This is a genomic window from Streptomyces sp. NPDC097129 (assembly GCF_055668065.1).
The window spans coordinates 44,889-70,250 of the sequence record NZ_JBVOQE010000013.1 but is presented as its reverse complement, the minus strand read 5'-3'; the positions used below and the strand labels follow the sequence as shown (position 1 = coordinate 70,250).

The 25,362-nt window shown below is 72.2% G+C and carries 23 protein-coding genes; 12 read left to right on the top strand and 11 right to left on the bottom strand.

Annotated features, from left to right (window positions below; translation table 11 throughout):
* Positions 1–77 precede the first annotated feature (77 nt).
* Positions 78–1,034 carry a DedA family protein gene (locus tag AC0B9F_RS31345; RefSeq protein ID WP_472008210.1) on the top strand — a complete coding sequence of 319 codons (957 nt, stop codon included), beginning with the start codon at positions 78–80 and terminating at the stop codon, positions 1,032–1,034.
* Positions 1,035–1,042: 8 nt separating this feature from the next.
* On the opposite strand, the gene AC0B9F_RS31340 is transcribed toward AC0B9F_RS31345, so the two are convergent.
* The gene (locus AC0B9F_RS31340; protein ID WP_472008209.1) at positions 1,043–2,704 is read right to left on the bottom strand and encodes a threonine/serine exporter family protein; all 1,662 of its coding nucleotides are present in this window, start codon (positions 2,702–2,704) and stop codon (positions 1,043–1,045) included.
* Positions 2,705–2,820: 116 nt separating this feature from the next.
* Complete coding sequence (locus tag AC0B9F_RS31335; RefSeq protein WP_472008502.1) at positions 2,821–3,312, bottom strand: inorganic diphosphatase; 492 nt, start codon at positions 3,310–3,312, stop codon at positions 2,821–2,823.
* Positions 3,313–3,391: 79 nt separating this feature from the next.
* Between AC0B9F_RS31335 and dacB the strand changes: the two genes are divergently transcribed.
* The 6 genes from dacB (at position 3,392) to folE (ending at position 11,047) form a co-directional block, all read left to right on the top strand.
* On the top strand, positions 3,392–4,963 hold the full coding sequence (gene dacB, locus AC0B9F_RS31330; protein ID WP_472008207.1) for a D-alanyl-D-alanine carboxypeptidase/D-alanyl-D-alanine endopeptidase: 1,572 nt from the start codon (positions 3,392–3,394) through the stop codon (positions 4,961–4,963).
* Between the two features lie 127 nt (positions 4,964–5,090).
* A complete protein-coding gene (locus tag AC0B9F_RS31325) occupies positions 5,091–6,224 on the top strand; it encodes a zinc-dependent metalloprotease (RefSeq protein ID WP_472008205.1) in 1,134 nt (377 codons plus the stop codon).
* A gap of 192 nt (positions 6,225–6,416) precedes the next feature.
* Entirely contained in the window at positions 6,417–7,457 is a 1,041-nt protein-coding gene (gene tilS / locus AC0B9F_RS31320) for a tRNA lysidine(34) synthetase TilS (protein ID WP_472008204.1), read from the top strand.
* A 64-nt stretch (positions 7,458–7,521) separates the two neighbouring features.
* A complete protein-coding gene (gene hpt / locus AC0B9F_RS31315) occupies positions 7,522–8,082 on the top strand; it encodes a hypoxanthine phosphoribosyltransferase (protein ID WP_184975300.1) in 561 nt (186 codons plus the stop codon).
* A gap of 183 nt (positions 8,083–8,265) precedes the next feature.
* Positions 8,266–10,308, top strand: coding sequence for an ATP-dependent zinc metalloprotease FtsH (gene ftsH, locus AC0B9F_RS31310; protein WP_472008500.1), 2,043 nt, complete (start codon positions 8,266–8,268; stop codon positions 10,306–10,308).
* A 133-nt stretch (positions 10,309–10,441) separates the two neighbouring features.
* The gene (gene folE / locus AC0B9F_RS31305; protein WP_472008203.1) at positions 10,442–11,047 is read left to right on the top strand and encodes a GTP cyclohydrolase I FolE; all 606 of its coding nucleotides are present in this window, start codon (positions 10,442–10,444) and stop codon (positions 11,045–11,047) included.
* 25 nt (positions 11,048–11,072) lie between these two features.
* On the opposite strand, the gene AC0B9F_RS31300 is transcribed toward folE, so the two are convergent.
* From AC0B9F_RS31300 to AC0B9F_RS31275, 6 genes are all read right to left on the bottom strand, one after another.
* Positions 11,073–11,564: a DUF3180 domain-containing protein gene (locus AC0B9F_RS31300; RefSeq protein ID WP_472008202.1), complete on the bottom strand. Its 492-nt coding sequence runs from the start codon at positions 11,562–11,564 to the stop codon at positions 11,073–11,075.
* Between the two features lie 86 nt (positions 11,565–11,650).
* Positions 11,651–12,262 (bottom strand): 2-amino-4-hydroxy-6-hydroxymethyldihydropteridine diphosphokinase, encoded by a 612-nt coding sequence (gene folK, locus AC0B9F_RS31295; RefSeq protein WP_472008201.1) that lies wholly within the window; start codon positions 12,260–12,262, stop codon positions 11,651–11,653.
* Entirely contained in the window at positions 12,259–12,618 is a 360-nt protein-coding gene (folB, locus tag AC0B9F_RS31290; protein ID WP_472008199.1) for a dihydroneopterin aldolase, read from the bottom strand. The genes folK and folB overlap by 4 nt, the downstream gene beginning before the upstream one ends.
* A 258-nt stretch (positions 12,619–12,876) precedes the next feature.
* Positions 12,877–13,380 carry a nuclear transport factor 2 family protein gene (locus AC0B9F_RS31285; protein ID WP_472008198.1) on the bottom strand — a complete coding sequence of 168 codons (504 nt, stop codon included), beginning with the start codon at positions 13,378–13,380 and terminating at the stop codon, positions 12,877–12,879.
* A complete protein-coding gene (folP, locus tag AC0B9F_RS31280) occupies positions 13,377–14,348 on the bottom strand; it encodes a dihydropteroate synthase (protein WP_472008197.1) in 972 nt (323 codons plus the stop codon). The genes AC0B9F_RS31285 and folP overlap by 4 nt, the downstream gene beginning before the upstream one ends.
* A gap of 110 nt (positions 14,349–14,458) precedes the next feature.
* Positions 14,459–16,267, bottom strand: a complete 1,809-nt coding sequence (locus AC0B9F_RS31275; protein ID WP_472008195.1) for a phosphatidylglycerol lysyltransferase domain-containing protein — start codon at positions 16,265–16,267, stop codon at positions 14,459–14,461.
* 233 nt (positions 16,268–16,500) lie between these two features.
* Between AC0B9F_RS31275 and AC0B9F_RS31270 the strand changes: the two genes are divergently transcribed.
* Together AC0B9F_RS31270 and AC0B9F_RS31265 are read left to right on the top strand one after the other, a co-directional pair.
* Positions 16,501–17,625, top strand: a complete 1,125-nt coding sequence (locus AC0B9F_RS31270; protein WP_472008193.1) for an alpha/beta hydrolase — start codon at positions 16,501–16,503, stop codon at positions 17,623–17,625.
* A gap of 113 nt (positions 17,626–17,738) precedes the next feature.
* Entirely contained in the window at positions 17,739–18,761 is a 1,023-nt protein-coding gene (locus AC0B9F_RS31265; protein WP_472008191.1) for a hypothetical protein, read from the top strand.
* 383 nt (positions 18,762–19,144) lie between these two features.
* On the opposite strand, the gene AC0B9F_RS31260 is transcribed toward AC0B9F_RS31265, so the two are convergent.
* Together AC0B9F_RS31260 and AC0B9F_RS31255 are read right to left on the bottom strand one after the other, a co-directional pair.
* Positions 19,145–20,479: a PH domain-containing protein gene (locus tag AC0B9F_RS31260; protein ID WP_472008190.1), complete on the bottom strand. Its 1,335-nt coding sequence runs from the start codon at positions 20,477–20,479 to the stop codon at positions 19,145–19,147.
* Positions 20,476–21,039: a PH domain-containing protein gene (locus AC0B9F_RS31255; RefSeq protein WP_472008188.1), complete on the bottom strand. Its 564-nt coding sequence runs from the start codon at positions 21,037–21,039 to the stop codon at positions 20,476–20,478. The genes AC0B9F_RS31260 and AC0B9F_RS31255 overlap by 4 nt, the downstream gene beginning before the upstream one ends.
* Before the next feature lie 31 nt (positions 21,040–21,070).
* Between AC0B9F_RS31255 and AC0B9F_RS31250 the strand changes: the two genes are divergently transcribed.
* Positions 21,071–22,222, top strand: coding sequence for an NADH-quinone oxidoreductase subunit D (locus tag AC0B9F_RS31250; protein ID WP_472008186.1), 1,152 nt, complete (start codon positions 21,071–21,073; stop codon positions 22,220–22,222).
* Between the two features lie 81 nt (positions 22,223–22,303).
* On the opposite strand, the gene AC0B9F_RS31245 is transcribed toward AC0B9F_RS31250, so the two are convergent.
* Positions 22,304–23,326 (bottom strand): SAM-dependent methyltransferase, encoded by a 1,023-nt coding sequence (locus AC0B9F_RS31245; protein ID WP_472008184.1) that lies wholly within the window; start codon positions 23,324–23,326, stop codon positions 22,304–22,306.
* A 118-nt stretch (positions 23,327–23,444) separates the two neighbouring features.
* Here AC0B9F_RS31245 and AC0B9F_RS31240 point away from each other — a divergent pair, with 118 nt between their 5' ends.
* Together AC0B9F_RS31240 and AC0B9F_RS31235 are read left to right on the top strand one after the other, a co-directional pair.
* Positions 23,445–24,647, top strand: coding sequence for a sensor histidine kinase (locus tag AC0B9F_RS31240; RefSeq protein WP_472008183.1), 1,203 nt, complete (start codon positions 23,445–23,447; stop codon positions 24,645–24,647).
* Between the two features lie 31 nt (positions 24,648–24,678).
* The gene (locus tag AC0B9F_RS31235) at positions 24,679–25,350 is read left to right on the top strand and encodes a response regulator (RefSeq protein ID WP_472008182.1); all 672 of its coding nucleotides are present in this window, start codon (positions 24,679–24,681) and stop codon (positions 25,348–25,350) included.
* The last annotated feature ends 12 nt before the right edge of the window (positions 25,351–25,362 follow it).

Below are 25,362 nucleotides of genomic sequence, written 5' to 3'. Positions count from 1 at the left end.
GTTCACCGTGCGTTGATAGCTTTGGGCGGGCGCTACCTGCCGCCGTACTTTCCCCACCCTCTCAGGAGCCCGGAACCGTGACGACGCTTGCCCTCGGCCCGAGCTGGCTCGATCCGAACTACCTTCTCGACACGTTCGGCATCTGGGGCCTGCTCCTGGTCGTCTTCGCGGAGTCGGGGCTGCTGATCGGCTTCTTCCTGCCGGGTGACTCGCTGCTGTTCACCTGCGGTCTGCTGATCACGTCCCACCAGCTGAACTTCCCTCTGTGGGGAGCGATCGCCCTGATCTGCGCCGCCGCGGTCCTCGGCGACCAGGTGGGTTACATGTTCGGCCAGAAGGTCGGCCCGTCCCTGTTCAACCGCCCCGACTCGCGCCTGTTCAAGCAGGAGAACGTCGCCAAGGCGCACGAGTTCTTCGAGAAGTACGGCCCGAAGTCCCTGGTCCTGGCCCGTTTCGTGCCCATCGTGCGCACGTTCACGCCGATCGTCGCCGGCGTCAGCGGCATGCGGTACCGCTCGTTCCTGCTGTTCAACGTCATCGGCGGCGTCCTGTGGGGCGCGGGCGTGACCCTGCTGGGCTCCTGGCTGGGCAACATCGACTTCGTCAAGAACAACATCGAGGCGATCCTGATCCTGATCGTCCTCGTGTCGGTGGTCCCCATCGCCATCGAGTTCCTGCGCGCCCGCGCGAAGAACAAGAAGGCTCCGCGGCAGCAGCAGCCGGTTCCGGCCGCCGCCGCGGTGCCCCCGGTGCGCGACGACGCGACGACCCAGCTGCGCCGCATCGACCCGACGCCGGACCACCAGCCCCAGCCCCAGCACCCGCAGCAGTACGGCGACCAGTACTACGGCGACCAGTACGGCAACCAGTACTCCGGCGACCAGCACTACGGCGAGCAGTACCCGCAGCAGCCGTACCCGCAAGAGCCGTACCCGCAGCAGCAGTACCCGCAGGAGCCGTACCCCCAGCAGCACCCGCAGGACTACGGCCGGCAGCAGCCGCACAACGGCCAGTACCCGTACAACCAGGGCTGAGGGACAGCTCAGAAGCCCCTCGTCCGCTTCGCGGCGCGGCGTTTGTCGGCGGAGCCGACCCGCAGGAACAGCCGGGAGATCTCCGAGCCCAGGTTCACCCCGATCGCGATGGCCATGGCCAGCGCCGCCGCCTTCGTCAGGGACACCAGCCCCTTGTCGACGTCGTTCTGCGCGATCGACAGCAGCCCGAAATACGTCGCGGAGCCCGGCAGCAGCGGCCCGATCGCCGCCGTCGTGTAGGGCAGCGCCGACACGAACCGGTAGCGCGACAGCAACTGCCCGAACAGCCCCACGAGCCCCGCCGCCACGGCCGTGGACGCCACCGGCGAGAAGCGCCCGGTGTAGTGCATCGCGCCGTACACGACCCACGCCACACCCCCGTTGAGGGTGACCGCGAGAACCGTGGAGCGCTCCTGCTGGAGCAGCACCGCGAAGGTCGCCGACAGCAGCATCGACGCGGCGATCTGGATCAGCGGCCGTGGCTGGAGCCTCAGCGCCGCATCGGGGTTGAGGTGCGCCCCGAGCTGCACGCCGACGTAGAGCATCAGCAGCACGCCGATGACGATGCCGACGAAGAAGTACAGCACCTCAAGCAGCCGCGCCGAGGCGGTGATGTAGAAGCCGGTCAGGCCGTCCTGCACGCCCGCCACCAGCGCGCGCCCCGGCAGCAGGGCGAACAGCCCACCGGTGATGACGGCGGACGCGTTCACGTCCGCGTGCGCCAGGGTCAGCGTGATGCCGATCGCGGCCGGCGGCATCGCGGCGACCGTGAACTGGTAGAACTCCGGCAGCCCGCGTCCCGCGCACAGCCACGCCAGCCGGTCGCCGAGCATCGCGCCCACCAAGGCCGCCGCGAACACCTGCACGCCACCGCCGACCAGCAGGGAGGCCGCGCCGGCGAGCAGCCCGCTCGCCAGCGTCAGCACCCAGCTGGGGAACGGGTGCCGGTTGCGTCGGATCTCCGCCAGACGCCGGTAGGCCTCCTCCAGGGAGAGGTGGTTCTCCGGGTCGCTCAGGTCGTCCACGAGCCGGAACACGGCCGCGAGCCGCGTGTAGTCGGTGCCCCGGCGCCGTACGGTCCGCGACGCGGTGACCGGGTCCTCCACGAGCGAGGGCTGGTAGGAGATCGCCAGCAGGGTGAAGGTGACGTTCGGTTCGCAGCGGTCCAGGCCGTAGGAGCGGCACACCGCGAACATCGCCGCCTCCACGTCCTCGGCGCCCTCGCCGCCGGCCAGCAGCAGCTCGCCGATACGCAACGTGAGGTCCAGCACGCGCGGGACGGCCGGACCGCCCTCCTCGGGCTTGTGCGCCTTCTCCGGCGCCGGCCGCTCCGTCACCGGCATGCGCAGCATCGTGCGCATCCGGTCCTGCCACGGGACGTCCTTGGTGAGGCTGACGGCGGGTGTCCCGCCCGGCGGGGTGAAGGCCGGCGGGGCGCTCTTGGCGCTGTAGGTCCTCGGCGGGCTGAACGCCGACCCCTCCGGCTCCGCCCCGGCCGGCTGCGGCGCCTCCAGGCCGTCCGGCAGCGCGAACTCGGACGTCGTCTCCGACTCCCCGCCCACCTTGGGCACGGCGAGCCCCTCGGGAATGGTGAACTCCGAGGTGACCTCGGAGTCGTAGCTGCTCCTCGCCTCGTCCGACTGCGGTTTGCGGTCCTCCGCCTCGCTCACTTGCAGCAGCACTCCCTGTACGACACTCCGTAGGCCTCAGTATGCGCCCGGACGCCGGACGGGCCGCACGCGTGCGCGTGCGGCCCGTCACCGGTCTGCTGGGGCGTGCGGAGGCCTCAGTGGCCGCCGTGCTCCCCCAGGCGCTTGATGGAGCGCTCGATCTCGGCCTCGGCGTCCGAGCGGCCGACCCAGTTGGCGCCTTCGACGCTCTTGCCCGGCTCCAGGTCCTTGTAGACCTCGAAGAAGTGCTGGATCTCCAGGCGGTCGAACTCCGAGACGTGGTGGATGTCGCGCAGGTGCTCCATCCGCGGGTCGGACGCCGGCACGCACAGCACCTTGTCGTCGCCGCCGGCCTCGTCACGCATGCGGAACATGCCGATGGCGCGGCACTTCACCAGCACGCCGGGGAAGGTGGGCTCGTCCAGGATGACCAGCGCGTCCAGCGGGTCGCCGTCCTCGCCGAGGGTGCCCTCGATGTAGCCGTAGTCGGCCGGGTAGACCGTCGAGGTGAAGAGGTGCCGGTCCAGGCGGATCCGACCCGTCTCGTGGTCCACTTCGTACTTGTTCCGCGAACCCTTCGGGATCTCGATCGTGACGTCGAACTCCACCGGTGGCTCCTCCATGATCAACACATACTTCGGGTGATTAAGTGTCCCTCACGCCAGTGTGTGATCGCGAAAGGGGCTGGTGGTCGTGCCGGAACTGAGGCCCTGGCGGGCCGCGAGAGGGCACATGGCGCGGATCGCGCACACCGTACGGCCGCGACTGCGACGCGCTGCCGCCACCACCGCCGCCCGGCTGCGCGGCATGCGCGCCACCCGGACGCAGCCCGTCAGGACCTGGCAGTACACGGCCGGTGCCGCCACCGTCGGTCTCGCACTGGCCGCCGGCGTCGTCACCGCCGCCGGACCCTGGGACTCGGGTCAGCGTACGGCCGAACGGGAGTGGGCCGCCGCCCAGGAAGGCACGGGTGGCGCAGATCACGGCCGTACGTCTGATTCGTCCGGATCGTCCGGCGCGGCGGGCGGGGTGCCGCGGCCCGCGCCCAGCGCCCCCGCCGTCCTGACCGGCCTCGGCGGCCCCGCGACCTCGGTACGGTCCGCACCCGGCGGGCCGGCCCTGTCCGGACTCCTCGGCCCGCTGCTGAGGGACCCCGCCCTCGGCGACCGGCACGCGGCCGTCGTCGTCGACCTGACCACCGGCACGCGCCTGTACGGCATCGGCGCCGACGACGCGCTCACGCCCGCCTCCACCACGAAGATCGCCACGGCCGTCGCCGCCCTCTCGGCCCTGGGAGCCGACCACCGCCTCACCACGCGCGCGGTGCTGGAGCCCGACACCCGCGAGCTGATCCTGGTCGGCGGCGGCGACCCCACCCTGACCGCCCGCGCGGACGCCGGGGACTGGGCGAGCCTGCGCACCCTCGCCGCGTCCACGGCCGCCGCCCTGAGGAAGCGCGGCGTGAACGAGGTGACGCTGTCCTACGACACGAGCCTGTACGCCGGTCCCGAACTTCACCCCATCGGGGTCAACGAGAACCTCGCCCCCGTCACCGCCCTCATGGTGGACGAGGCCCGCACCGACGACTCGGCGTCCGGTCCCGCGCCGCGCTCCGCCGAACCCGCGGCGGACGCCACCCGCCTTTTCGCAGGCCTCCTGCACGCCCAGGGCATCCGCACCAAGTCCCCCGGCCCTTCCAAGGCCACCGCGCGCGCCCAGACGCTCGCGACGGTGACGTCCCCGCCGCTGTCCGACCTGGTCGAGCGGATGCTCACCAACAGCGACAACGACATCGCCGAGCACCTGGCCCGCCAGACCGCCCTCGCCACCGGCGTCCGCGCCGACTTCGCGGGCGGCGGCGAGGCCGTCCACCGGCAGCTCGCCGGGCTCGGGCTGCCGCTGACCGGGGCCGCCTTCAAGGACGGCAGCGGCCTCGACCGCACCGACCGCCTCACGGCACACCTCCTGACAGCCCTCCTGGTCACCGCCGCCGACCCGGCCCGCCCCGACCTGCGCCCCGTCCTCACCGGCCTCCCCGTCGCCGGCTTCACCGGCACCCTGACCACCCGCTACGCCGACGGAGCGGCCGGCATCGTCCGCGCCAAGACCGGCACCCTGACGGGCGTCAACGCCCTCGCCGGCACGGTCGTCGACCGCCAGGGCCACGTCCTGGCCTTCGCCTTCCTGGCCGCGGACACGACGGACCCCGAAGCGGCCCAACGGGCCCTGGACCGGGCGGCCACAGCACTGGCGGGCTGAGAAACCCCGCGCCGCCCCGGACGCCCGGCGGCCACCGTCGCCGCCGCGGTCCCGGTGTCCCGGCGCCCACCCGCTCGGCCGCTCCCACGGCCTGCCCCAAGCGGGAACGCTCACGTACGGTTGACACATGACGAGCATCGGTGGTGCCGCATCTGCTGGGATGATCGACTGGAATCTGGCGGTCGCGACCGCGACCCGGCTCGTACGGCCGGGACCCGAGGTCAGCCGTGAGGAGGCCCGTGACGTCGTCACGGAACTGCGCCGCCACGCCAAGGCCTCGGAGGAACACGTCCGGGGCTTCACTCGTATGGGGACCGGCGAGATCCACGACACCCCCGTCCTCGTCGTCGACCGCCCCGGCTGGGTGAAGGCCAACGTCGCCGGCTTCCGCGAGATCCTCAAGCCGCTGCTGGAGAAGATGCAGGAGCGCCGCAGCAGCACCCCCGGCGGTCAGGTCCTCGGCGCCGTCGGCGGCAAGGTCACCGGCGTCGAACTGGGCATGCTGCTGTCCTTCCTCGCCTCCCGCGTCCTCGGCCAGTACGAGACCTTCGCCCCCTCCACCCGCGAGCTCCCGGCCGGCGAACACGGCGGCGGCCGTCTCCTGCTCGTCGCCCCCAACATCGTCCACGTGGAACGCGAACTCGACGTCCAGCCGCACGACTTCCGCCTCTGGGTGTGCCTGCACGAGGAGACGCACCGCACCCAGTTCAGCGCCGTGCCCTGGCTGCGCGACCACCTGGAGGGCGAGATCCAGTCGTTCCTCGCCGAGACCGACGTCGACCCCATGACCATCCTGGAGCGCGTCCGGGAGGCCGCGCAGTCACTGGCCGGCGGCCGCCCCGAGGGCGAGGAGGACGACGGCGGGCGCTCCCTGGTTGAGCTGGTGCAGACCCCCTCCCAGCGGGAGATCCTCGGCCGCCTCACCGCCGTGATGAGCCTGCTGGAGGGCCACGCCGACTTCGTGATGGACGGCGTCGGCCCGTCCGTCGTGCCCTCCGTCGCCGAGATCCGCGAGAAGTTCCAGCAGCGCCGCGCCAAGGGCGCCTCCCGCCTGGACCTCGCCCTGCGCAAGCTGCTCGGCCTGGACGCCAAGCTGCGGCAGTACCGGGACGGCGAGCGCTTCGTGCGCGCGGTCGTCGACGAGGTCGGCATGGACGGCTTCAACCGGGTGTGGACCTCTCCGAACACGCTGCCGACCAAGGCGGAACTCTCCAAACCGGCGGACTGGGTCGCGCGGGTGCACCGCAGGCCCGAGGCGTGAACGGCGGACCACCGTGGTGAACGCGACCCGGCCGACGGCAGGAGAACGCCCCTTCAATCACCCGTCCGAGGGACCGTGAGCCGTGGACAGGCGTGCAATGCTCGGGTCACCGCCCGTTTCTGTCACCATCTACACACTCTGAGTGACCGACTCGGGTTCACCCCCCGACGAGCTTCCTGAAGGGAACCGGACATGGGTCCCCATCCCGCGGTCGCGGCGATACGCCTGGCGGTCCGCCGCGTCCTCCACGACATCCTCACCGAACAGCACGCCTCCCCGGCTGCCGCCCCCGCCGGGCACACCGTCCTCGAGCGCCCTCCCGCGCCGCTCGTGCTCGTGGCCTGCTCCGGCGGCGCCGACTCCATGGCGCTCGCCTCCGCCCTCGCCTTCGAGGCCCCCCGCCTCGGCATCCGCGCCGGCGGCGTCACCGTCGACCACGGCCTGCAGCCCGGCTCCGACCTGCGCGCCGCCGAAGTCGTCCTGCGCCTGACCGGCCTCGGCCTTGCGCCCGTGGAGTCCACCGCGGTCACCGTCGGCCGCGACGGAGGCCCCGAGGCCGCCGCCCGCGACGCCCGCTACGCCGCCCTGGACGACGCCGCCGAACGCCACGGCGCCGCCGCGATCCTGCTCGGCCACACCCGCGACGACCAGGCCGAGACCGTCCTGCTCGGCCTCGCCCGCGGCTCCGGCATCCGCTCCCTGTCCGGCATGGCCGCGGTCTCGGGGGCCGGCGGCCGTTACCGGCGTCCCTTCCTCCAGCTCGACCGGCAGACCGCCCGCAAGGCCTGCATGGTCCAGTCCCTGCCCGTCTGGGACGACCCGCACAACGCCGACCCCGCCTACACCCGCTCCCGGCTGCGCCACGAAGGCCTGCCCGCCCTGGAGAAGGCCCTCGGCAAGGGCGTCGTCGAGGCCCTTGCCCGTACGGCCCAGCTCTCCCGCGACGACGCCGACGCCCTCGACGCCTGGGCCAGCCAGGCCGAGGCCGGTGTGCGCGACGCGGCCGGCCGGCTGGAGTGCGCCAAGCTGTACGCCCTGCCGCCCGCCGTGCGCCGCCGGATCCTGCGCCGCGCCGCCATCGAGGCCGGCGCCCCGGCCGGTTCCCTCTTCGCCCGGCACATCGAGGAGATGGACCGGCTGATCACCGGCTGGCGCGGTCAGGGAGCCATCAATCTGCCGGGCAAAGTCGTCGCCCAGCGCCAGGGTGGCAGACTGGTGATTCGGCAAGGCTGAGTCCCGACCCCTCCGCACCGGCGGCAGGGGCCGGACCGGCCGGTGGGACGACCGACCGAAAGTGATGCGGGTGGACGCGAAAGACATGGGTGCCGACCTTCAGCAGGTGCTCATCACCAAGGAAGAGATCGACGCGAAGCTGGCCGAGCTGGCCGCGAAGATCGACGCGGAGTACGCGGGCAAGGACCTGCTGATCGTCGGTGTCCTCAAGGGCGCGGTGATGGTCATGGCCGACCTGGCCCGGGCGCTGTCCACCCCCCTCACCATGGACTGGATGGCCGTCTCCTCATACGGCGCGGGCACCCAGTCCTCCGGCGTGGTGCGGATCCTCAAGGACCTCGACACCGACATCAAGGGCAGGCACGTCCTGATCGTCGAGGACATCATCGACTCCGGCCTGACCCTGTCCTGGCTGATCAACAACCTCGGCTCGCGCGAGCCCGCCTCGCTGAAGGTGTGCACGCTGCTGCGCAAGCCGGACGCCGCCAAGGTCGCCATCGACGTGGAGTGGGTCGGCTTCGACATCCCCAACGAGTTCGTCGTCGGCTACGGACTCGACTACGCCGAGAAGTACCGCAACCTGCCGTTCGTCGGTACGCTCGCGCCCCACGTCTACGGCGGCTAGCCCAGCCGGGCACGGTTCCTGCGACGATCGGGAACCCCGGCGGGCCTCCCTCCGTTGGAGCATGCAGACGGGTTCGCCAGCGCTCCCGTGCGGCTTCGGACGCCAAGGCTGGGGTACCGTCAGAAGAACTGTCTTATCAAACTCACTATGGCAGGAGGGACGGGGCGGCACCGCTCCGTGTGGATGGACGTGAAGCGATACTTCCGTGGGCCGGTCATGTGGATCGTGCTGGCCGTCCTTGCCGTGGTCGTGTTGATGCAGGTCGTCGGCTCGTCCGGCGGCTACAAGACGGTGGACACCTCCCAGGTCGTCCAGGCCATCAACGACAACAAGGTCGAGCAGGCCAAGCTCACCACCGGCGACGAGCAGAACATCAAGGTAGAGCTGAAGGACGGCGTCAAGGTCGACGGCAGCTCGAAGATCCAGGCCAGCTACATCGGCGACCAGGGCGTGACCATCGCCGGGACGCTGCAGACCAAGTTCCAGGACAAGCAGATCCCGAAGGGCTACACGGTCTCGCCCTCGAAGCAGAACCCGTTCCTCGGGATCCTGCTCTCCCTCGGGCTGCCCCTGGTCCTCATCGTGGTGGTCTTCCTGTTCCTGATGAATCAGATGCAGGGCGGCGGCAGCCGCGTGATGAACTTCGGCAAGTCCAAGGCCAAGCTCATCACCAAGGACACCCCCAAGACGACGTTCACCGATGTCGCCGGCTGTGACGAGGCCGTCGAGGAGCTCCAGGAGATCAAGGAGTTCCTCCAGGAACCGGCCAAGTTCCAGGCCGTCGGCGCCAAGATCCCCAAGGGCGTGCTGCTCTACGGCCGCCCGGGTACCGGCAAGACCCTGCTCGCGCGCGCCGTGGCCGGCGAGGCGGGCGTCCCGTTCTACTCGATCTCCGGTTCCGACTTCGTCGAGATGTTCGTCGGTGTCGGTGCCTCCCGGGTCCGTGACCTGTTCGAGCAGGCCAAGGCGAACGCCCCGGCGATCGTCTTCGTCGACGAGATCGACGCGGTCGGCCGCCACCGCGGCGCCGGCCTCGGCGGTGGTCACGACGAGCGCGAGCAGACCCTGAACCAGCTGCTCGTCGAGATGGACGGCTTCGACGTGAAGGGCGGCGTCATCCTGATCGCCGCCACCAACCGGCCCGACATCCTCGACCCGGCGCTGCTGCGTCCGGGCCGCTTCGACCGGCAGATCGCCGTCGATCCGCCGGACCTGCAGGGCCGACTGGAGATCCTCAAGGTCCACCAGAAGGGCAAGCCGGTCGCCCCGGACGTCGACCTGTCGGCCGTCGCCCGGCGCACCCCCGGCATGACCGGTGCCGATCTCGCCAACGTGCTGAACGAGGCCGCGCTGCTCACGGCCCGCTCCAATCAGAAGCTGGTCGACAACAAGATGCTCGACGAGGCGATCGACCGCGTCGTCGCCGGCCCGCAGAAGCGGACCCGCATCATGTCGGACAAGGAAAAGAAGATCACCGCGTACCACGAGGGCGGTCACGCCCTGGTCGCGGCGGCCTCACCGAACTCCGACCCGGTCCACAAGATCACCATCCTGTCCCGCGGCCGTGCCCTGGGCTACACGATGGTGCTGCCGGACGAGGACAGGTACTCCACCACCCGCAACGAGATGCTCGACCAGCTCGCCTACATGCTGGGCGGTCGCGCGGCCGAGGAACTGGTCTTCCACGACCCGACCACGGGCGCCGCGAACGACATCGAGAAGGCCACCAACCTGGCCCGCGCGATGGTCACCCAGTACGGCATGACCGAGCGTCTCGGCGCGATCAAGTTCGGCGGCGACAACAGCGAGCCGTTCCTGGGCCGTGAGATGGCTCACCAGCGCGACTACTCCGAGGAGATCGCCGCGCTGGTGGACGAGGAAGTCAAGAAGCTCATCGAGACCGCGCACAACGAGGCCTGGGAGATCCTGGTCGAGAACCGCGACGTGCTCGACAACCTCGTCCTGCAGCTGCTGGAGAGGGAGACGCTGGGCAAGGAGGAGATCGCCGAGATCTTCGCCCCCATCGTCAAGCGCCCGCCGCGTCCCGCCTGGACCGGCTCCTCCCGGCGTACGCCGTCCACCCGTCCGCCGGTGCTCTCCCCCAAGGAGCTCGCCATGACGAACGGCGCCAACGGCGCGACGGCCGCGATCAGCACGGCGAAGTCGACGGCGGCGGACCCCGCCTCCACGACCGAGCCGTCGCGTGAGGACCGTCCCGAGAGCTAGCCGTTTCGGCCACCGGGCCGGAATGGATGCCGCGCCCCCCGGGTTTTAGCCTGGGGGGCGCGGTTTTTCGTATACCGCGGTTCGGATCGCGTGGGCGTCCCACGCGTGACAGGTACAGGAACGAGGAACCCAGATGACCGACCCCGTGACGCTGGACAGCGAGGGCACGATCGGCGAGTTCGACGAGAAGCGCGCCGAGAACGCCGTGCGTGAACTCCTCTACGCGGTCGGTGAGGACCCGGACCGCGAGGGCCTCAAGGAGACGCCGGGGCGCGTGGCCCGGGCGTACCGGGAGATATTCGCGGGTCTGTGGCAGAAGCCCGAGGACGTCCTGACGACGACGTTCGACCTGGGGCACGACGAGATGGTGCTGGTGAAGGACATCGAGGTGTTCAGCACCTGTGAACACCATCTGGTGCCGTTCCGCGGCGTCGCCCACGTCGGCTACATCCCGTCCACCAGCGGGAAGATCACCGGGCTGTCCAAGCTGGCGCGGCTCGTGGACGTCTACGCCCGCCGCCCGCAGGTGCAGGAACGGCTCACCACGCAGGTCGCGGACGCCCTGATGGAGATCCTCGAGCCGCGCGGGGTCATCGTGGTCATCGAGTGCGAGCACATGTGCATGTCGATGCGCGGCATCCGCAAGCCGGGCGCGAAGACCATCACCTCGGCCGTGCGCGGTCAGCTGCGGGACGCGGCGACCCGCAACGAGGCGATGAGCCTGATCATGGCCAAGTGAGCCCGAGGGTTCCCGCGGGGCGGCCTCACGCCGGGTGTGCCGCCCCGTTGTTGTTGCTCTGGTCGTCGTCCTCCGGGAGCTTGCAGACCCGCTCAAGGAAGAGCGCCGCCGCCATCACGCAGATGCCCGCGACGACCGAGAGGCCGGCGTAGATGGCCTGGTCGCGGCGGGCCGGGATGTCGAGGAGCTCCAGCAGCAGGACGCCCGTGCCGCCGTACATGCCGGCGACGAGGGCGGCGACCAGCGCGCTGGCCTGCCCGAAGACGACCGCCCGGGCCGCCATCAGCGGGTCCACGCCCTTGGCGTCGGGGACGCGGTCGCGCTGCGCCCTGAGGCGGGCGCGCAGCGACAGCGCCGTGGCCAGCAGGACCACCGCGATCAGCGCGAGGACGATCGGGGCGGCCACGGGGACGCTGGGCAGGGTGCCCACCGAGTTCCACAGGCGGGCGCCCGCCCAGGACAGGATTCCGGCGACGACCAACACACCGGCCAGCACCCTGATGCGCAGCTCTTTCACGGTGACCCTTCAGCTCCCCCGGACCGGGTGACGGGCGGCTCCCGTCCTGTGCGGCCGCGCACGCGGCCCCGCCTCGACCTTAACGACTACTCGGGCAGGTGGAGTTCCAGGTCCTTGCGGGGCGCGACACCTTCGCGGGTGACGGAGTCGAGGAGCTGTCCGATCGTGCCGCGGCCGGGGAGTTCGGCGTCGGGCTCGACGTCGTACCACGGAGCGAGGACGAAGGCGCGTTCGTGCGCGCGCGGGTGAGGAAGAGTCAGGTGCGGGTCGTCGGACAGGACACCGGCGTAGGCGACGATGTCGACGTCGAGGGTGCGCGCACCCCAGCGCTCGGAGCGCGTCCGGTGGAAGGCCTCCTCCACCGCGTGCGCCCGCTCCAGCAGGGAGGACGGGGGCAGGGTGGTCTTCACCAGCACCACGGCGTTGAAGTACGACGGCTGACTGCCGGGGTCGACGCCCCACGGCTCGGTCTCGTAGACCGTGGAGACGGCCTTGACGCGTACGCCCGGCGTGTCCTCCAGGGCGTCGATGGCGCCCTGGAGGGTCTCGAGCCGGTTGCCGAGGTTGGAGCCGAGAGCGATCACGGCCCGTTTCGGGTTCTGCAGCGTGGTGTCGGCGGCGTCGACCTGCTCGACCACGGAGGCGGGTACCGGCTGTACGGTCGGGTCGCTGTGGCCCTTGGTGAAGGGTGCGGTCATACTCGGCTCCGGGTGATCGTGACGGTCACGTCGTCGAAGGGGACGGTGATCGGAGCGTCCGGCTTGTGGACGCACACCTCGACCTCCTTGACCCCCTCGTGCTTCAGACACACCTGGGCGATGCGCTCGGCGAGGGTCTCGATGAGGTCGACGGGCTCGCCCTGGACGGCGGCCACGACCTCCTCGGCCACGATGCCGTAGTGCACGGTCTTCGCCAGGTCGTCGTCCGCCGCGGCCGGCCGGGTGTCCAGGCCGAGGACGAGGTCCACGATGAAGGTCTGGCCCTCTTCGCGTTCCTTGGGGAACACACCGTGGTGCCCGCGGGCCTTCAGGCCGCGCAGCGCGACACGATCCACGCGAATCACTCCTGCAATCGTCGGGTGCGGCCGGTACGTACCGCGTGCGGGCGGTGCGTCGGCCTCAGTCGAATCTACCTGCGGGCACTGACAGGGCCGGGCCACGGGGCGCCGGGCCGGTCGGGGTCGGGAAGGGTTCACCGCGTGTTTCCCCTGGGAAACCCGCTGGCTCACGGGCTGGTAGCCGCCCCTACCCGGGCGCCCGTGATTCCAACCACTTCTTGGTCCCGCGGGCGTTCCCGTAGATCGCCTACCCACTCAGGAGGGTGACTCCTCGCTCTCGTCCTCGTCGTTTTCGGCCAGAACGGGCGAGGCGTGGTGCGACCAGAGCTTCCACCCCTCCGGCGTGCGCCGGAACACGTTCGTGGCGACCACGAGCTGCCCCACGAGCGGTCCCAGCTCCTCGCCGTCGGTGGGGGCGGGGCCGCCGCTGAGGATGTTCTCCGTGCAGGTGACCACGGCCGTGTCCCCGGTGACCGAGACATGCACGTCGGTGAGGAAGAACTGGATGTAGTCGGTGTTCGCCATGATCAGCGCGTACGAGCGCAGGACCTCGCCGCGGCCGGTGAGCACGGGCCAGCCGGGGTGCACGCAGGAGACCACGCCGGCGTCGGCCGGGTCGTGGTAGGTCTCGTCGACGCCCAGGTCGGCCGGGGTGAGCCAGGTCGAGGCGACCTCCTCGAAGTCGCCCCGTTCCAGTGCCTCGTAGAAGGCCGTGTTGGCGGCCTCGACCTGTTCGACGTCGGTGTGCGGGGCGCTCACCGGGCTCCTTCGGGCCGGTGGGCGCCGGGCTCGGGAGAGGAGGCGGGCCGCGCGGGCGCGGGCTCGGGGGACGCGGGCGCGGAGGAGGCGGGGTGCGCGCCGGGCGCCGTACGCGCTCCCTCGACGGCGCGGGCGACCCGTACCGCGTCCGCCGTGGCGCGGACCTCGTGGACGCGGACCGCCCACGCGCCCGCGTGCGCGGCGAGCGCGGAGACGGCGGCCGTGGCGGAGTCGCGTTCGCGGGCGGGCGGGGGCGCGCCGTCGGGGCCGGCGAGGACACGGCCGAGGAACCGCTTGCGGGAGGCGGCGATGAGCAGCGGGTGGCCGAGCGCGTGGAGCCGGTGCGCGTCGGCGAGGAGGGCGAGGTCGTGCTCGGCGTCCTTGGAGAAGCCCAGGCCGGGGTCGACGATGACCCGGTCGGGGGCGATGCCGCCGGCCAGGGCGGCCTGCACGCGCGCGTGGAGCTCGTCGACGACCTCGGTGACGACGTCGGCGTAGTGGCCCGGGACGTTGCCGCCCTGGAGGAAGCCGCGCCAGTGCATGACGACGAAGGGGGCGCCGGCGTCGGCGACCGCGGGGATCATCGCGGGGTCGGCCATGCCGCCGCTGACGTCGTTGACGAGGGCGGCGCCGGCCGCGAGGGACCGCGCGGCGACGGACGCGCGCATGGTGTCCACGGAGACGACGACGCCCTCCGAGGCGAGACCGCGCACCACGGGGATGACCCGGCGCAGCTCCTCGTCCTCGTCGACGCGGGTGGCGCCCGGGCGGGTGGACTCGCCGCCGACGTCGACCAGGTCGGCGCCCTGGGCGACGAGGTCGAGGCCGTGCTTGACGGCGGCGGTCGTGTCGAACCAGCGGCCGCCGTCGGAGAAGGAGTCCGGGGTGACGTTCACGACACCCATGACCGCGCAGCGGTCCCAGTCCGGAAGGCCCGCGACGCGCCGGCGTCCGCTGTGGTTGCTCATATCTTCAGCCTAGGCCCCTCACCGGGGCCGTATCGCCGTACGGCCCGGGCGCGGGCCCCGGTGCTGAGGGGACCCGCGCCCGGGCCGGTGGTGTCCGCCGAAGCGGTGGGTCAGGCCGCGCGCACGTCCCGTTCGGGCACGCCGTGGGCGCACGGGCGCTGGGCGGCGCCGCGGCGGCGCAGGAAGCGCGGCAGCGGCGGGGCGAGGTTCACGAAGCCCTCGGCCTGCATGTAGGCGAAGCCGATGCGCGGCAGGTCGGCGGAGGCGCGGTAGACGATGAAGCGCGGCTCCCAGCGCGGCTGGAACTTCGCGTTGAACTTGTACAGCGACTCGATCTGGAACCAGCGCGAGAGGAAGATCAGCAGCCCGCGCCAGGTGCGCAGCACCGGGCCCGCGCCGAGCTTCTCGCCGCGCGCCAGCGCCGAGCGGAAGACGGCGAAGTTCAGCGAGATGCGCTCGATGCCGAGCTTCGGGGCGGCTTGCAGGGCGGCCACGATCAGCAGCTCGTTCATGCCCGGGTCGGCGCTGCGGTCGCGTCGCATCAGGTCCAGCGAGACGCCGTCGGTGCCCCAGGGCACGAAGTGCAGGATCGCCTTGAGGTCGCCGTACGCGCCGGACTCGTCGGCCTTGTGGGCGGTGGCGACGAGGCAGTCGGCGTCGGCGGGGTCGCCGAGGCGGCCCAGCGCCATGGAGAAGCCACGCTCGGTGTCGGTGCCGCGCCAGTCGTCGGCGGCGCGCCGGATGCGCTCCAGCTCGGCCTCGCCGAGGTCACCGACACGCCGTACCCGCGTCTCGTAACCCGCCCGCTCGATGCGCTTGACCATCTGGCGCACGTTGCGCATCGCGCGGCCGGCCAGGGAGAAATCCTTGACGTCCACCACCGCCTCGTCGCCCAGTTCGAGGGCGTCGAGGCCGGTCTCGCGGGTCCAGACCTCGCCGCCGGTCTCGGAGCAGCCGACCACGGCGGGCGTCCAGGAGTGGGCCTTGGCCTCGTCCATGAACCGCTCGATGGCGCCCGGCCAGGCCTCGACGTCGCCGATGGGGTCGCCGCTGGCGAGCATCACGCCGGAGACGACGCGGTAGGTGACGGCGGCCTTGCCGCTGGGGGAGAAGACGACGGCCTTGTCGCGGCGCAGCGCGAAGTGGCCGAGGGAGTCGCGTCCGCCGTGCTTGGCGAGCAGGTCCCGCAGCCGCGCCTCGTCGTCCTCGGTGAGGCGGGCGGCCGGGTGCTCGGGGCGGAAGGCGAGATAGATGGTGGTGACGGCGGTCAGCCAGCCGAGCGCCCCGAGGGAGAAGGCGACGGTCCAGGAGGTGTTGCCCTGGTAGTCGACCGGGCCCTCGAAGCCGAACAGGCCGTAGATCACGTGCGTGATCCGGTCGGCCAGGCTCGGGTCGCCGACCATCCGGTTGGGATGGACGCTGACGATGATCAGGCCCAGCACGAGGGAACCGGCGCTCATGAGGACGAAATTGGCCAGGGCCCGCCAGCGGCTGCGCGGGTCGGGCAGGGCCGTGAACTGCTCGCGGTGCAGGATCAGCGGCGCGAGCAGCGCGACGGAGATCAGCACCCCGATGACCGAGTGCCGGTACACGAACTGGGCCACCGCGCCGATCGGCAGCAGGACGACGGCGGCGCGCCAGGCACGGCGCTTGCCGCGCTTGAGACCGTGGGCGAGCAGCAGCAGCAGGATTCCGTCGGCCAGCGAGACCGCCGCGGCGAACGGCCCGAACGATCCGGGCAGCACCTCGGCGATGGCGTGCATACGGCTGTGCCTGAACCGCGGAAAGACCCCCGCGGCGATGTCCAGGACACCCACCAGTGCGGCCGCTCTGCCGACGAGGACCGGACTGGCCTCGGGGCGCGGGCCGCGCACAACACGCCGCAGCCGGCTTGATCGGCTCGGAACCCCGTCCGACATTTCCCCATCTTCCCTGACAGACATCGCATCCCGTAGTTCTGCGAGAGACCTTGAACCCGGTGCCGTATGGGGCATCCGGCGACATTGCGTCCTCTAGGACGGTGTCTCGGGGGGAGAGGTTCACTCGCCCCGTCAAAGCCGGTTCAAAGGCCGAGGAAAGTCCGGGGCAAGCCTTCGCGAAGGAAGCGTGGGTTGCGCCGGTCCCGGATGGAAAGCGCAGGCAGGAACACCCCATGGGTCTCACGAGCAAAAAGGTGCTGGTGCTGGCGATCGTGGTCGCCGCGGTGCTGTTCATCGGCACGGTGTGGCTGTGGCCGCGTCTGTCCCGCCGCAACTGGCGCGCGATCGCCGGGCGGGTCGGGCTGCTCCTGATCACGCAGGTGACGCTGTTCGCGTGCGTGGGACTCGCGGCGAACCGTTCCTTCGGCTTCTACGCCAGCTGGGCCGACCTCTTCGGGCAGGAGAACGGCCAGGGCGTGGTCGTCGACCACAACGCGCACGGCGCCGACGGCGGCCCGATCCAGGTGCTCGACACCCGCAAGGTGAGCCAGGCCGGCGGCCGACCGGAGATCGGCGGGCAGATCCAGAAGATCGCCATCACCGGCCCCACGACGCACATCGCCACGCCCGCGTACGTCTATCTGCCCCCGGAGTACTTCCAGGCGCAGTACCGCACGCGCGCGTTCCCGGCGGCCGTCGTGCTGACCGGGTACCCGGGGACGGCCGAGGCGCTCGTGGACAAGCTGCACTACCCGCGCACCGCGCGCGATCTCGCCAAGCAGGGCCGGATGCAGCCGATGATCCTGGTGATGATGCGCCCGACGGTCGCGCCCCCGCGCGACACCGAGTGCGTGGACGTGCCCGGCGGCCCGCAGACGGAGACGTTCTTCGCCAAGGACCTGCCGCAGGCGCTGGCCGGGCACTACCGGGTGGGCCGCGGACCCGGCTCCTGGGGCGTCATGGGGGACTCCACCGGCGGCTACTGCGCGCTGAAGTTCGCCATGCACCACCCGGACACGTACGCGGCGGCCGTGGGCCTCTCGCCCTACTACAAGGCGCCGATCGACCCGACGACGGGCGACCTCTTCCACGGCGACAAGCAGCTGCGCAACCGCGCCGACCTGATGTGGTACCTCAAGCACATGCCGGCGCCCGACACCTCACTGCTCGTCACCAGCAGCAAGGTGGGGGAGAACAACTACAAGAGCACGACGAAGTTCATCGACGCGGTGAAGGCGACCGGCACGACACGGATCTCGTCCATCATCCTCGACAGCGGCGGGCACAACTTCAACACGTGGCGGCGCGAGATCCCCGAGTCGCTGGCGTGGCTGAGCGGCCGGCTGACGGCGGGCTGACCACAGCCCTTGCGCCCCTTGGCTTTTGCCGATGCCCCGTGAACCCTTGCCCATCGCCTTGTTTTTACGGGCCGGGGCTTCACGAGCCGCCTACGCGCGGTAAGTTTCTGGCCATGCCACGTGGACGTCACCGTCATTCCCCGCCCTTGCACAGGGTGCTGCCACCGTCGGCGATCGCAGGCGTCTCGGTCGTCTGCGCCCTGGGCCCCTGGGTGTCCACCGACGCCCTGGTGCTGCGCGTCGTCGCCGGGGCGGGCGCGGTGACGGCCGTCCTCGGGGCGTTCGTCATGCGGCGCTGGGACATCCAGGCGGGCAAGCAGGTCGCCGACCTCACGCGCGCGCGTGCCGGTGACGAGTGGCGGTACGAGGAGCGGGTCGCCGAACTGGAGACCGACCTCGAGGAGTCACGCGAACTGCGCGCCAAGCTGGAGCAGCGGCTGCGGGCCAAGCGCACCGAGCTGGCGGGCCTGCGCAACGAGCACGCGGCCCTGCTGCGCCGTTACGCCACGGCGGAGACGGAACGGGCCAGCGCCCTGGAGGGCCGCCGCCTGCTGGAGCTCGAGGGCCCGGCACGCGCGCTGCCGCCGGCGCCCCCGAAGAAGGACGCGGTGAGCGAGGACAGGCCGGTGCCCCCGGCGGCCTTCTCCCGTGAGGGCACGCGCCTGTTCCGGGCGGCGAACGCGGCGCTGATCCGCCTCGCCACCGGCGCCGAGCGGGAGGACGAGGCGGAGGGGAAGCCCGAGGCGGCCGACGCGCAGGAGCACGCGGCCGCCGCCACCGGGACCGCGGCGGAACGTGAGAGCGCCGAGACCCAGCCCGGCGGTCACTTCGCCGTACCGACCGCGGTGGCCGTCGTACCGCCCACCCCGCCCGTACGGCGTCCCGTGACCGGCGGCGGATTCGACTTCTTCGGCACGAAGGCGTCCCCGACACCGGCGGCCCTGGAGGCCGTCCAGAACGAGGACCTCGCCGACGTCGTCGGCCAGGAGGCCCTCGCACTGCACAAGGCGGAGACCGAGGCCGCCTTCAAACCGGCCACCGAGGACGCCCCCCGCGCGGGCCAGGTCATCGACCTGACGGCCCACGACGAAACAGAACAGATAGACGTCCAGAGCCTCCGCACAGCGGCATCCTGACCCGACGGCAGCTAGCAGGACCGAGGAGCTCACCACGACGACGCCGCACCCGCGTACGGCGGGAAGGGGCCGGGGTGGGGGGTGTCCGCCCGCAGCGTCCGGCACCGGCGGTGGGCGCCGTCGTCGGGGACGGGCGGCCGGACCGAGGACGGAGACCCCCCACCCCGGCCCCGCCTCAGAAACCGGCCGTAGGCGCGACGCACGCCACGACGCAACCGCAACGGGCCGCCGCAGGCACAAAAGGGGCGCGGGGAACTGCGCGACCAGCCACAACGCACCCGCAGACGACCACGCACCCGGCGCCGCAGGCACAGGCACCCGCAGACGACCACGCACCCAGCGCCGCAGGCACCCGCACCCGACACACGACCCGGCGCCGCAGGCTACGCCATCCACCGATCCCCCACCGCAGCCCTCCGCCCCGTCCGAGACCGCTCCGCCTGACTCCCCAGCAGCTCCGCCGCCTCCCCCGCGCCCCTCAGCCGCCCCGTGACGGTCTTGCCGGCCCCCGTGTCCACATGCACATCCGCGAGCCCCCACAACCGCTCCCACGGCCCCTGAGTGACCCGCACGCTCTGCACCTTGGCGTGCGGCACGAGCGCGAGGTGCCGCCGCAGCAGCCCGTGCCGCGCCGCGAACACGTCCCCGCCGACGGCAAGCCCGTACCCCCGCCACCACACCGGCACGCACCACCGCGCCCCCCGCCCCGGCCGGGACAGCGACGACATCGCCGGCACCACAACCCCCGGCAGCACGCGCGCGACGACCGCCTCGGCGACCTCGCGCGGAGCGACCGGCACGAGCACGGAGTTCGACGACCCGGCCACGTCCAGCTCGACCCGCACCCACCCCCGCCGACGCCACAGCAGCGGCTGCACGATCCGCACCGTCTGCACCCGCCCCGGCGGCACCGTCTCGTGGCTGCGGTCCAGCAGTCCCCGGTCGATGCGCAGCCCGTCCGGCGACTCGCCGACCGTCCAGTCGTACTCGGCGACGAACCGTCCCACGCTGCTCGCGCCCGCCGTGCCCAGCAGCGGCGCCGCGGTCGCGAGGACCGTCCACAGGCTGTGGGTGGCCAGCCACAGCACCGGCGGGACGACGAGCGCGGCGACCAGCGAACCCCAGGTGGCGCCCGTCAGCACCAACGAGAGCGCGAGCACCCGCGGCGGCACGCGCAGCACCTCGCGCGCCGGCGCCTCCCCGACCTCGTGCGCCGTCTCGGGCGCGAACCCGGCGGCGCGCGCCAGCAGCTCCGCGCGCAGCGCACGCGCCTCACGCTCGCCCAGGAACGCCAGCTCGTCCTTCTTCTTCGCGCCGACCACGTCCAGCCGCAGCTTCGCCACCCCCGCGATCCGCGCGAGCAGCGGCTGCGTGACGTCGACCGCCTGGATCCGCTCCAGCCGGATGTGCGCGATACGCCGGAACAGCAGCCCGGTACGGATGCGCAGTTCCGTGTCGGTGACCGAGAAGTGCGTGAACCACCACGTCAGAAAGCCGTACAGCGCGGCTCCGGGGACGATCACGGCGAGTGCGAGCAGCAGCGTCGTGGTCGTCAGCCGGGTCAGCTGCCGTTGCGCCTGGTCGGGGTCGTGCACCGCCCAGCCCACGATCACCGCGATCGGCGCCCACGCCCGCCGCAGCGGCGTCACGGGATGCAGCCGCCGCTCGTTCAGAACCCGTTCCCCGGCTACGCCGTCCACGGCGTCCGGCGCCGTCACAGCCCCGCCGATCGGGCCTCGCCCAGCTCGGTGAGCCGGTCGCGCAGCCGTTCGGCCTCGGCCGGCTCCAGGCCCGGGATGGTCGCGTCGGTCGCGGCGGCGGCCGTGTGCAGCTGCACGCTGGCCAGCCCGAAGTACCGCTCGACGGGACCGGAGGTGACCTCGACCAGCTGCATCCGCCCGTACGGCACGACGGTCTCCTCGCGCCACAGCACACCCCGGCTGATCAGCAGGTCGTCGGCGCGTTCGGCGTACCGCCAGGAGCGCCAGTTACGGCCGAGCAGCACCCAGCCCCACGCCGCCGGCGCCAGGGGCAGCAGCGCGAACGCCGCCCAGGCCGGCCCGGCGAACAGGCCGAGCGGCACCCCGGCGGCCAGGGCGAGCACCCCCGTCCACACCACCAGCAGCAGCCGCCGCATCCGCAGCAGCCCCGGTGGCAGCCCGGTCCACACCGGCTCCGCCGTCCGCTGCCCCGTCCGCTCCTCAGACTGCTCCGTCGTCTGCCGAGTCGTCCCCGTGTCTCCCGCATCCCGCCGGTCCTGCGGGCTCCCCGTTTCCATGGGGCCAGCGTACGTAGGAGAGACTGTGTCCATGACTCCTACGACGGAGACCATGGTCGGGATCGGCGGCGCCGCGGAGAGCACCGACATGGTGCTCAACATCGGGCCCCAGCACCCGTCCACGCACGGCGTGCTGCGGCTCAAGCTCGTGCTGGACGGTGAGCGCATCATGCGCGCGGAGCCGGTGATCGGCTATATGCACCGCGGCGCGGAGAAGCTCTTCGAGGCGCGCGACTACCGCCAGATCATCGTGCTCGCCAACCGCCACGACTGGCTGTCGGCATTCTCCAACGAGCTGGGCGTGGTCCTCGCCGTCGAGCGGATGCTCGGCATGGAGGTGCCCGAGCGCGCGGTGTGGACGCGCACGCTGCTGGCGGAGCTGAACCGGGTGCTCAACCACCTGATGTTCCTCGGCTCCTACCCGCTGGAGCTGGGCGGGATCACGCCGGTCTTCTACGCGTTCCGCGAGCGCGAGGTGCTGCAGAACGTCATGGAGGAGGTCTCCGGCGGGCGCATGCACTACATGTTCAACCGCGTCGGCGGCCTCAAGGAGGACCTGCCGGCCGGCTGGAGCGCACGCGCGCGTGCCGCCGTCGCCGCCGTGCGCTCCCGTATGGACGTCTTCGACGACCTGGTCCTCGGCAACGAGATCTTCCGCGGGCGCACCCGGGACGTGGGCACGCTCGCGCCCGAGGCGGTGCACGCCTACGGCGTGAGCGGCCCCATCGCGCGTGCCTCCGGCGTCGACTTCGACCTGCGCCGCGACGAGCCGTACCTGGCCTACGGGGAGCTGCAGGACACGCTGAAGGTGGTCACGCGGACCGAGGGCGACTGCCTGGCCCGCTTCGAGTGCCTGCTGGAGCAGACGCACAACGCGCTCGACCTGGCCGACGCCTGCCTCGACCGGCTCGCCGCGCTGCCGCCGGGCCCGATCAACCAGCGGCTGCCGAAGGTGCTGAAGGCACCCGAGGGGCACACGTACGCGTGGACCGAGAACCCGCTCGGGATCAACGGCTACTACCTGGTCAGCAAGGGTGAGAAGACCCCGTACCGGCTGAAGCTGCGCTCGGCGTCGTACAACAACATCCAGGTGCTGACCGAGCTGCTGCCGGGGACGCTGGTCGCGGACATGGTGGCGATCCTGGGGTCGATGTTCTTCGTGGTCGGGGACATCGACAAGTAGCTCACGCGGCGGACCGCCGGACCTCGATGGACCAGCTGACCTCGGCGGACCGGCCGACCTCGGCGGACGGCCGCCGGCCGGTCACCCGGCCGCGAACGGGTCCGGCGCGCCCACCGGCTGGAGCAGCCAGCCGAAGTCGCCGAGGCCGCCCGGCGCGGTCAGCTCGGCCGCCTCACCGGCGCCCGCGAGGGCGCGCACATAGGCGGCGGGATCGGTGGAGGCGAGCGAGAGCGGGGGGCGTGCGCCGGTGATGCCGAGGGCGCGCAGCGCGTCGCGCTGGGGGAGCGTCCGCCCGCCCGGCAAGGCGCACGCGTCCAGCGCCACATGCGCCGTGAGGTCGCACGACCCGTCCGGTACGGGCGCCGTCTCGCGCCCCTCGCGAAAGCCCGTCAGCGTGCCGAACACAGGCCGCGCCGCCGCCGTGTGCGCGTAGTCCACGGCCACCGCCAGCCCCCGCGCCACGCACCCGGCCGCGGCCGCCCACGCCTCGTCCCGCGGCCGTCCGATCTCCGCGCGCAGCCCCGGCTCCCCGGTGAGCGGCCACCAGCGGGCCAGCCACGCGGCGTCCGCGCCCGACACCGGCTCGCCCAGCCGCTCGGCGCCGTCGCGCCGGACGAGCACCAGCCGGGCGGTGCCCGACGTGTCCACCTCGGCGACCTCGACGGGTACGTTGTCCAGCCACTCGTTGGCGAACAGCAGCCCGGTGATCTCCCGCGGCGGCTCGGCGAGCCACTCGATCCGGTGATCGAGCCCGGCGGGGCGGCCGGCGATCTCGACGGCGCGCACGCGCGTGCGTGCGGCCACCTCGGCGGGCAGCGCGGCCAGCACCCCGGCGGCCAGCTCCCCGCGTCCCGCGGCCATGTCGACGAAGTCCAGCACGGCGGGCCGGTCCAGGGCCTCGTCCACCCGGACCAGCAGCGCCGCCACGGCCCGTGCGAACAGCGGCGAGGCGTGCACGGACGTACGGAAGTGCCCGGCCGGCCCCTCCGGCCTCCGGTAGAAACCGTGCGCGCCGTACAGCGCGTCCCCGGCCGCGGCCCGCCAGCCGCGCCAGCCGTCCGCGTCGTCCACGCCGTCCACGCCGTCCGCCGTCTCCTCGCCCACCCGCTCAGACTAGGCGTACAGGTGATCGCGGCCTCCACCTTGGGGAGTACACCCGCCGGGCGGGGATCGGCCCTCCGGTTGACCCCTGCACCTATCTCGCTTGCCTACGCTGGGTTACGTGCAGCGCCTCTACGACTTCTTCCGCAGACACCCGACCGGGGTCGACGCCTTCTGGGCGGTCGTCCTGTCCGGGATCTCGCTGATGGCCGCGGGGGCCGGTCAGGCGAACCGGGGCACGAAGGCCCCCGCGCTGATCGTGCCGGTGGTGCTGCTGCTGTGTCTGGTGGTCGCGCTGCGGCGGCGTATGCCGGAGAAGATGCTGCTGCTGGCCGTCGCGCTCGGCCTGGTGCAGCTCGTCCTGGACGTCGACACGATGACTGCGGACTTCGCGATGCTGGTGATCACCTACACGGTCGCCGCGACCGGCGCCCGCTGGGCCTCCCGGCTGGCGCTGGCCGTGGGGCTGGGCGCGGCCACCGCGGCGCAGCTTCGCTGGCCCAGTCACGACACGGGCCTGGCGGGCCACGTTGCGATCGTGGTCTTCCAGACCGTGCCGTTCGCGCTGGCCTGGGTGCTGGGCGACTCGATACGCACCCGCCGCGCCTACTACGCCCAGCTGGAGGAGCGCGCCGCCCGCCTGGAGAAGGAGCGCGAGGCACAGGCGAAGGTCGCGGTGGCCGCCGAGCGCGCCCGGATCGCGCGCGAGCTGCACGACGTGGTCGCGCACAACGTGTCCGTGATGGTGGTCCAGGCCGACGGCGCCGCCTATGTGCTGGACGCGGCGCCCGACCAGGCGAAGAAGGCCCTGGAGACGATCTCCTCCACCGGCCGGCAGGCCCTCGCCGAGATGCGCCGCCTGCTCGGCGTGCTGCGCACCGGCGAGCACCAGGAGGGCGGCGAGTACGTCCCGCAGCCCGATGTGGAGCAGATCGAGGACCTGGTCGAGCAGTGCCGGGGCTCCGGACTGCCCGTCGACTTCCGGGTGGAGGGCACGCCGCGCCCGCTGCCCAGCGGCGTCGAGCTGACCGCGTACCGGATCGTGCAGGAAGCGCTCACCAACACCCGCAAGCACGGCGGGCCGAACGCGGGCGCCAGTGTGCGCCTGGTGTACTTCGACGACGGGCTCGGCCTGCTCATCGAGGACGACGGCAAGGGCGCCCCGCACGAGCTGTACGACGAGGGCGGCATCGACGGCGGCGGCCACGGCCTGATCGGCATGCGCGAGCGGGTCGGCATGGTCGGCGGCACCCTGGACGCCGGGCCGCGCCCGGGCGGAGGATTCCGCATCAGCGCCCTCCTGCCGCTCAAGCCGGCCCACTGAACGACCCTGTGACCCGAACGGAAGAGGCCCGATGACGATCCGCGTGATGCTCGTCGACGACCAGGTGCTGCTGCGCACCGGGTTCCGGATGGTGCTTGCCGCCCAGCCGGACATGGAGGTCGTCGCGGAGGCGGGTGACGGCGTCGAGGCCCTGCAGGTACTGCGCTCGACGGCCGTCGACGTCGTCCTGATGGACGTGCGCATGCCCAAGCTGGACGGCGTCGAGACCACCCGCCGTGTCTGCTCCGAACCCGACCCGCCCAAGGTGCTCATCCTGACCACCTTCGACCTGGACGAGTACGCCTTCTCCGGGCTGAAGGCGGGCGCCTCCGGGTTCATGCTCAAGGACGTGCCGCCCGGCGACCTGCTCGCGGCGATCCGGGCCGTGCACAGCGGTGACGCGGTCGTCGCGCCGTCCACCACGCGCCGGCTGCTGGACCGCTTCGCGCCGATGCTGCCGTCCGCCGGCCGGGAGCCGCAGGTCAAGGAGCTCGGGCGGCTCACCGAGCGGGAGCGCGAGGTGATGGTGCTGGTCGCGCAGGGCCTGTCCAACGGCGAGATCGCCGCGCGGCTGGTGCTGTCCGAGGCGACCGTGAAGACGCACGTGGGCCGCATCCTGACCAAACTGGGGCTGCGCGACCGCGTACAGGTGGTGGTCCTGGCGTACGAGACGGGGCTGGTGCGGGCCGGCGGACACGGCTGACCGGCCGGTGCC

Coding starts and splice junctions, on each gene's coding strand:
- tilS (WP_472008204.1), top strand. CDS start 6,417: ATGGGTCCCCATCCCGCGGTCGCGGCGATACGCCTGGCGGTCCGCCGC.
- folE (WP_472008203.1), top strand. CDS start 10,442: ATGACCGACCCCGTGACGCTGGACAGCGAGGGCACGATCGGCGAGTTC.
- AC0B9F_RS31275 (WP_472008195.1), bottom strand. CDS start 16,267: ATGTCGGACGGGGTTCCGAGCCGATCAAGCCGGCTGCGGCGTGTTGTG.
- AC0B9F_RS31270 (WP_472008193.1), top strand. CDS start 16,501: ATGGGTCTCACGAGCAAAAAGGTGCTGGTGCTGGCGATCGTGGTCGCC.
- AC0B9F_RS31250 (WP_472008186.1), top strand. CDS start 21,071: ATGACTCCTACGACGGAGACCATGGTCGGGATCGGCGGCGCCGCGGAG.
- AC0B9F_RS31255 (WP_472008188.1), bottom strand. CDS start 21,039: ATGGAAACGGGGAGCCCGCAGGACCGGCGGGATGCGGGAGACACGGGG.
- folK (WP_472008201.1), bottom strand. CDS start 12,262: ATGACCGCACCCTTCACCAAGGGCCACAGCGACCCGACCGTACAGCCG.
- AC0B9F_RS31235 (WP_472008182.1), top strand. CDS start 24,679: ATGACGATCCGCGTGATGCTCGTCGACGACCAGGTGCTGCTGCGCACC.
- folP (WP_472008197.1), bottom strand. CDS start 14,348: ATGAGCAACCACAGCGGACGCCGGCGCGTCGCGGGCCTTCCGGACTGG.
- AC0B9F_RS31325 (WP_472008205.1), top strand. CDS start 5,091: ATGACGAGCATCGGTGGTGCCGCATCTGCTGGGATGATCGACTGGAAT.
- hpt (WP_184975300.1), top strand. CDS start 7,522: ATGCGGGTGGACGCGAAAGACATGGGTGCCGACCTTCAGCAGGTGCTC.
- AC0B9F_RS31265 (WP_472008191.1), top strand. CDS start 17,739: ATGCCACGTGGACGTCACCGTCATTCCCCGCCCTTGCACAGGGTGCTG.
- ftsH (WP_472008500.1), top strand. CDS start 8,266: ATGGACGTGAAGCGATACTTCCGTGGGCCGGTCATGTGGATCGTGCTG.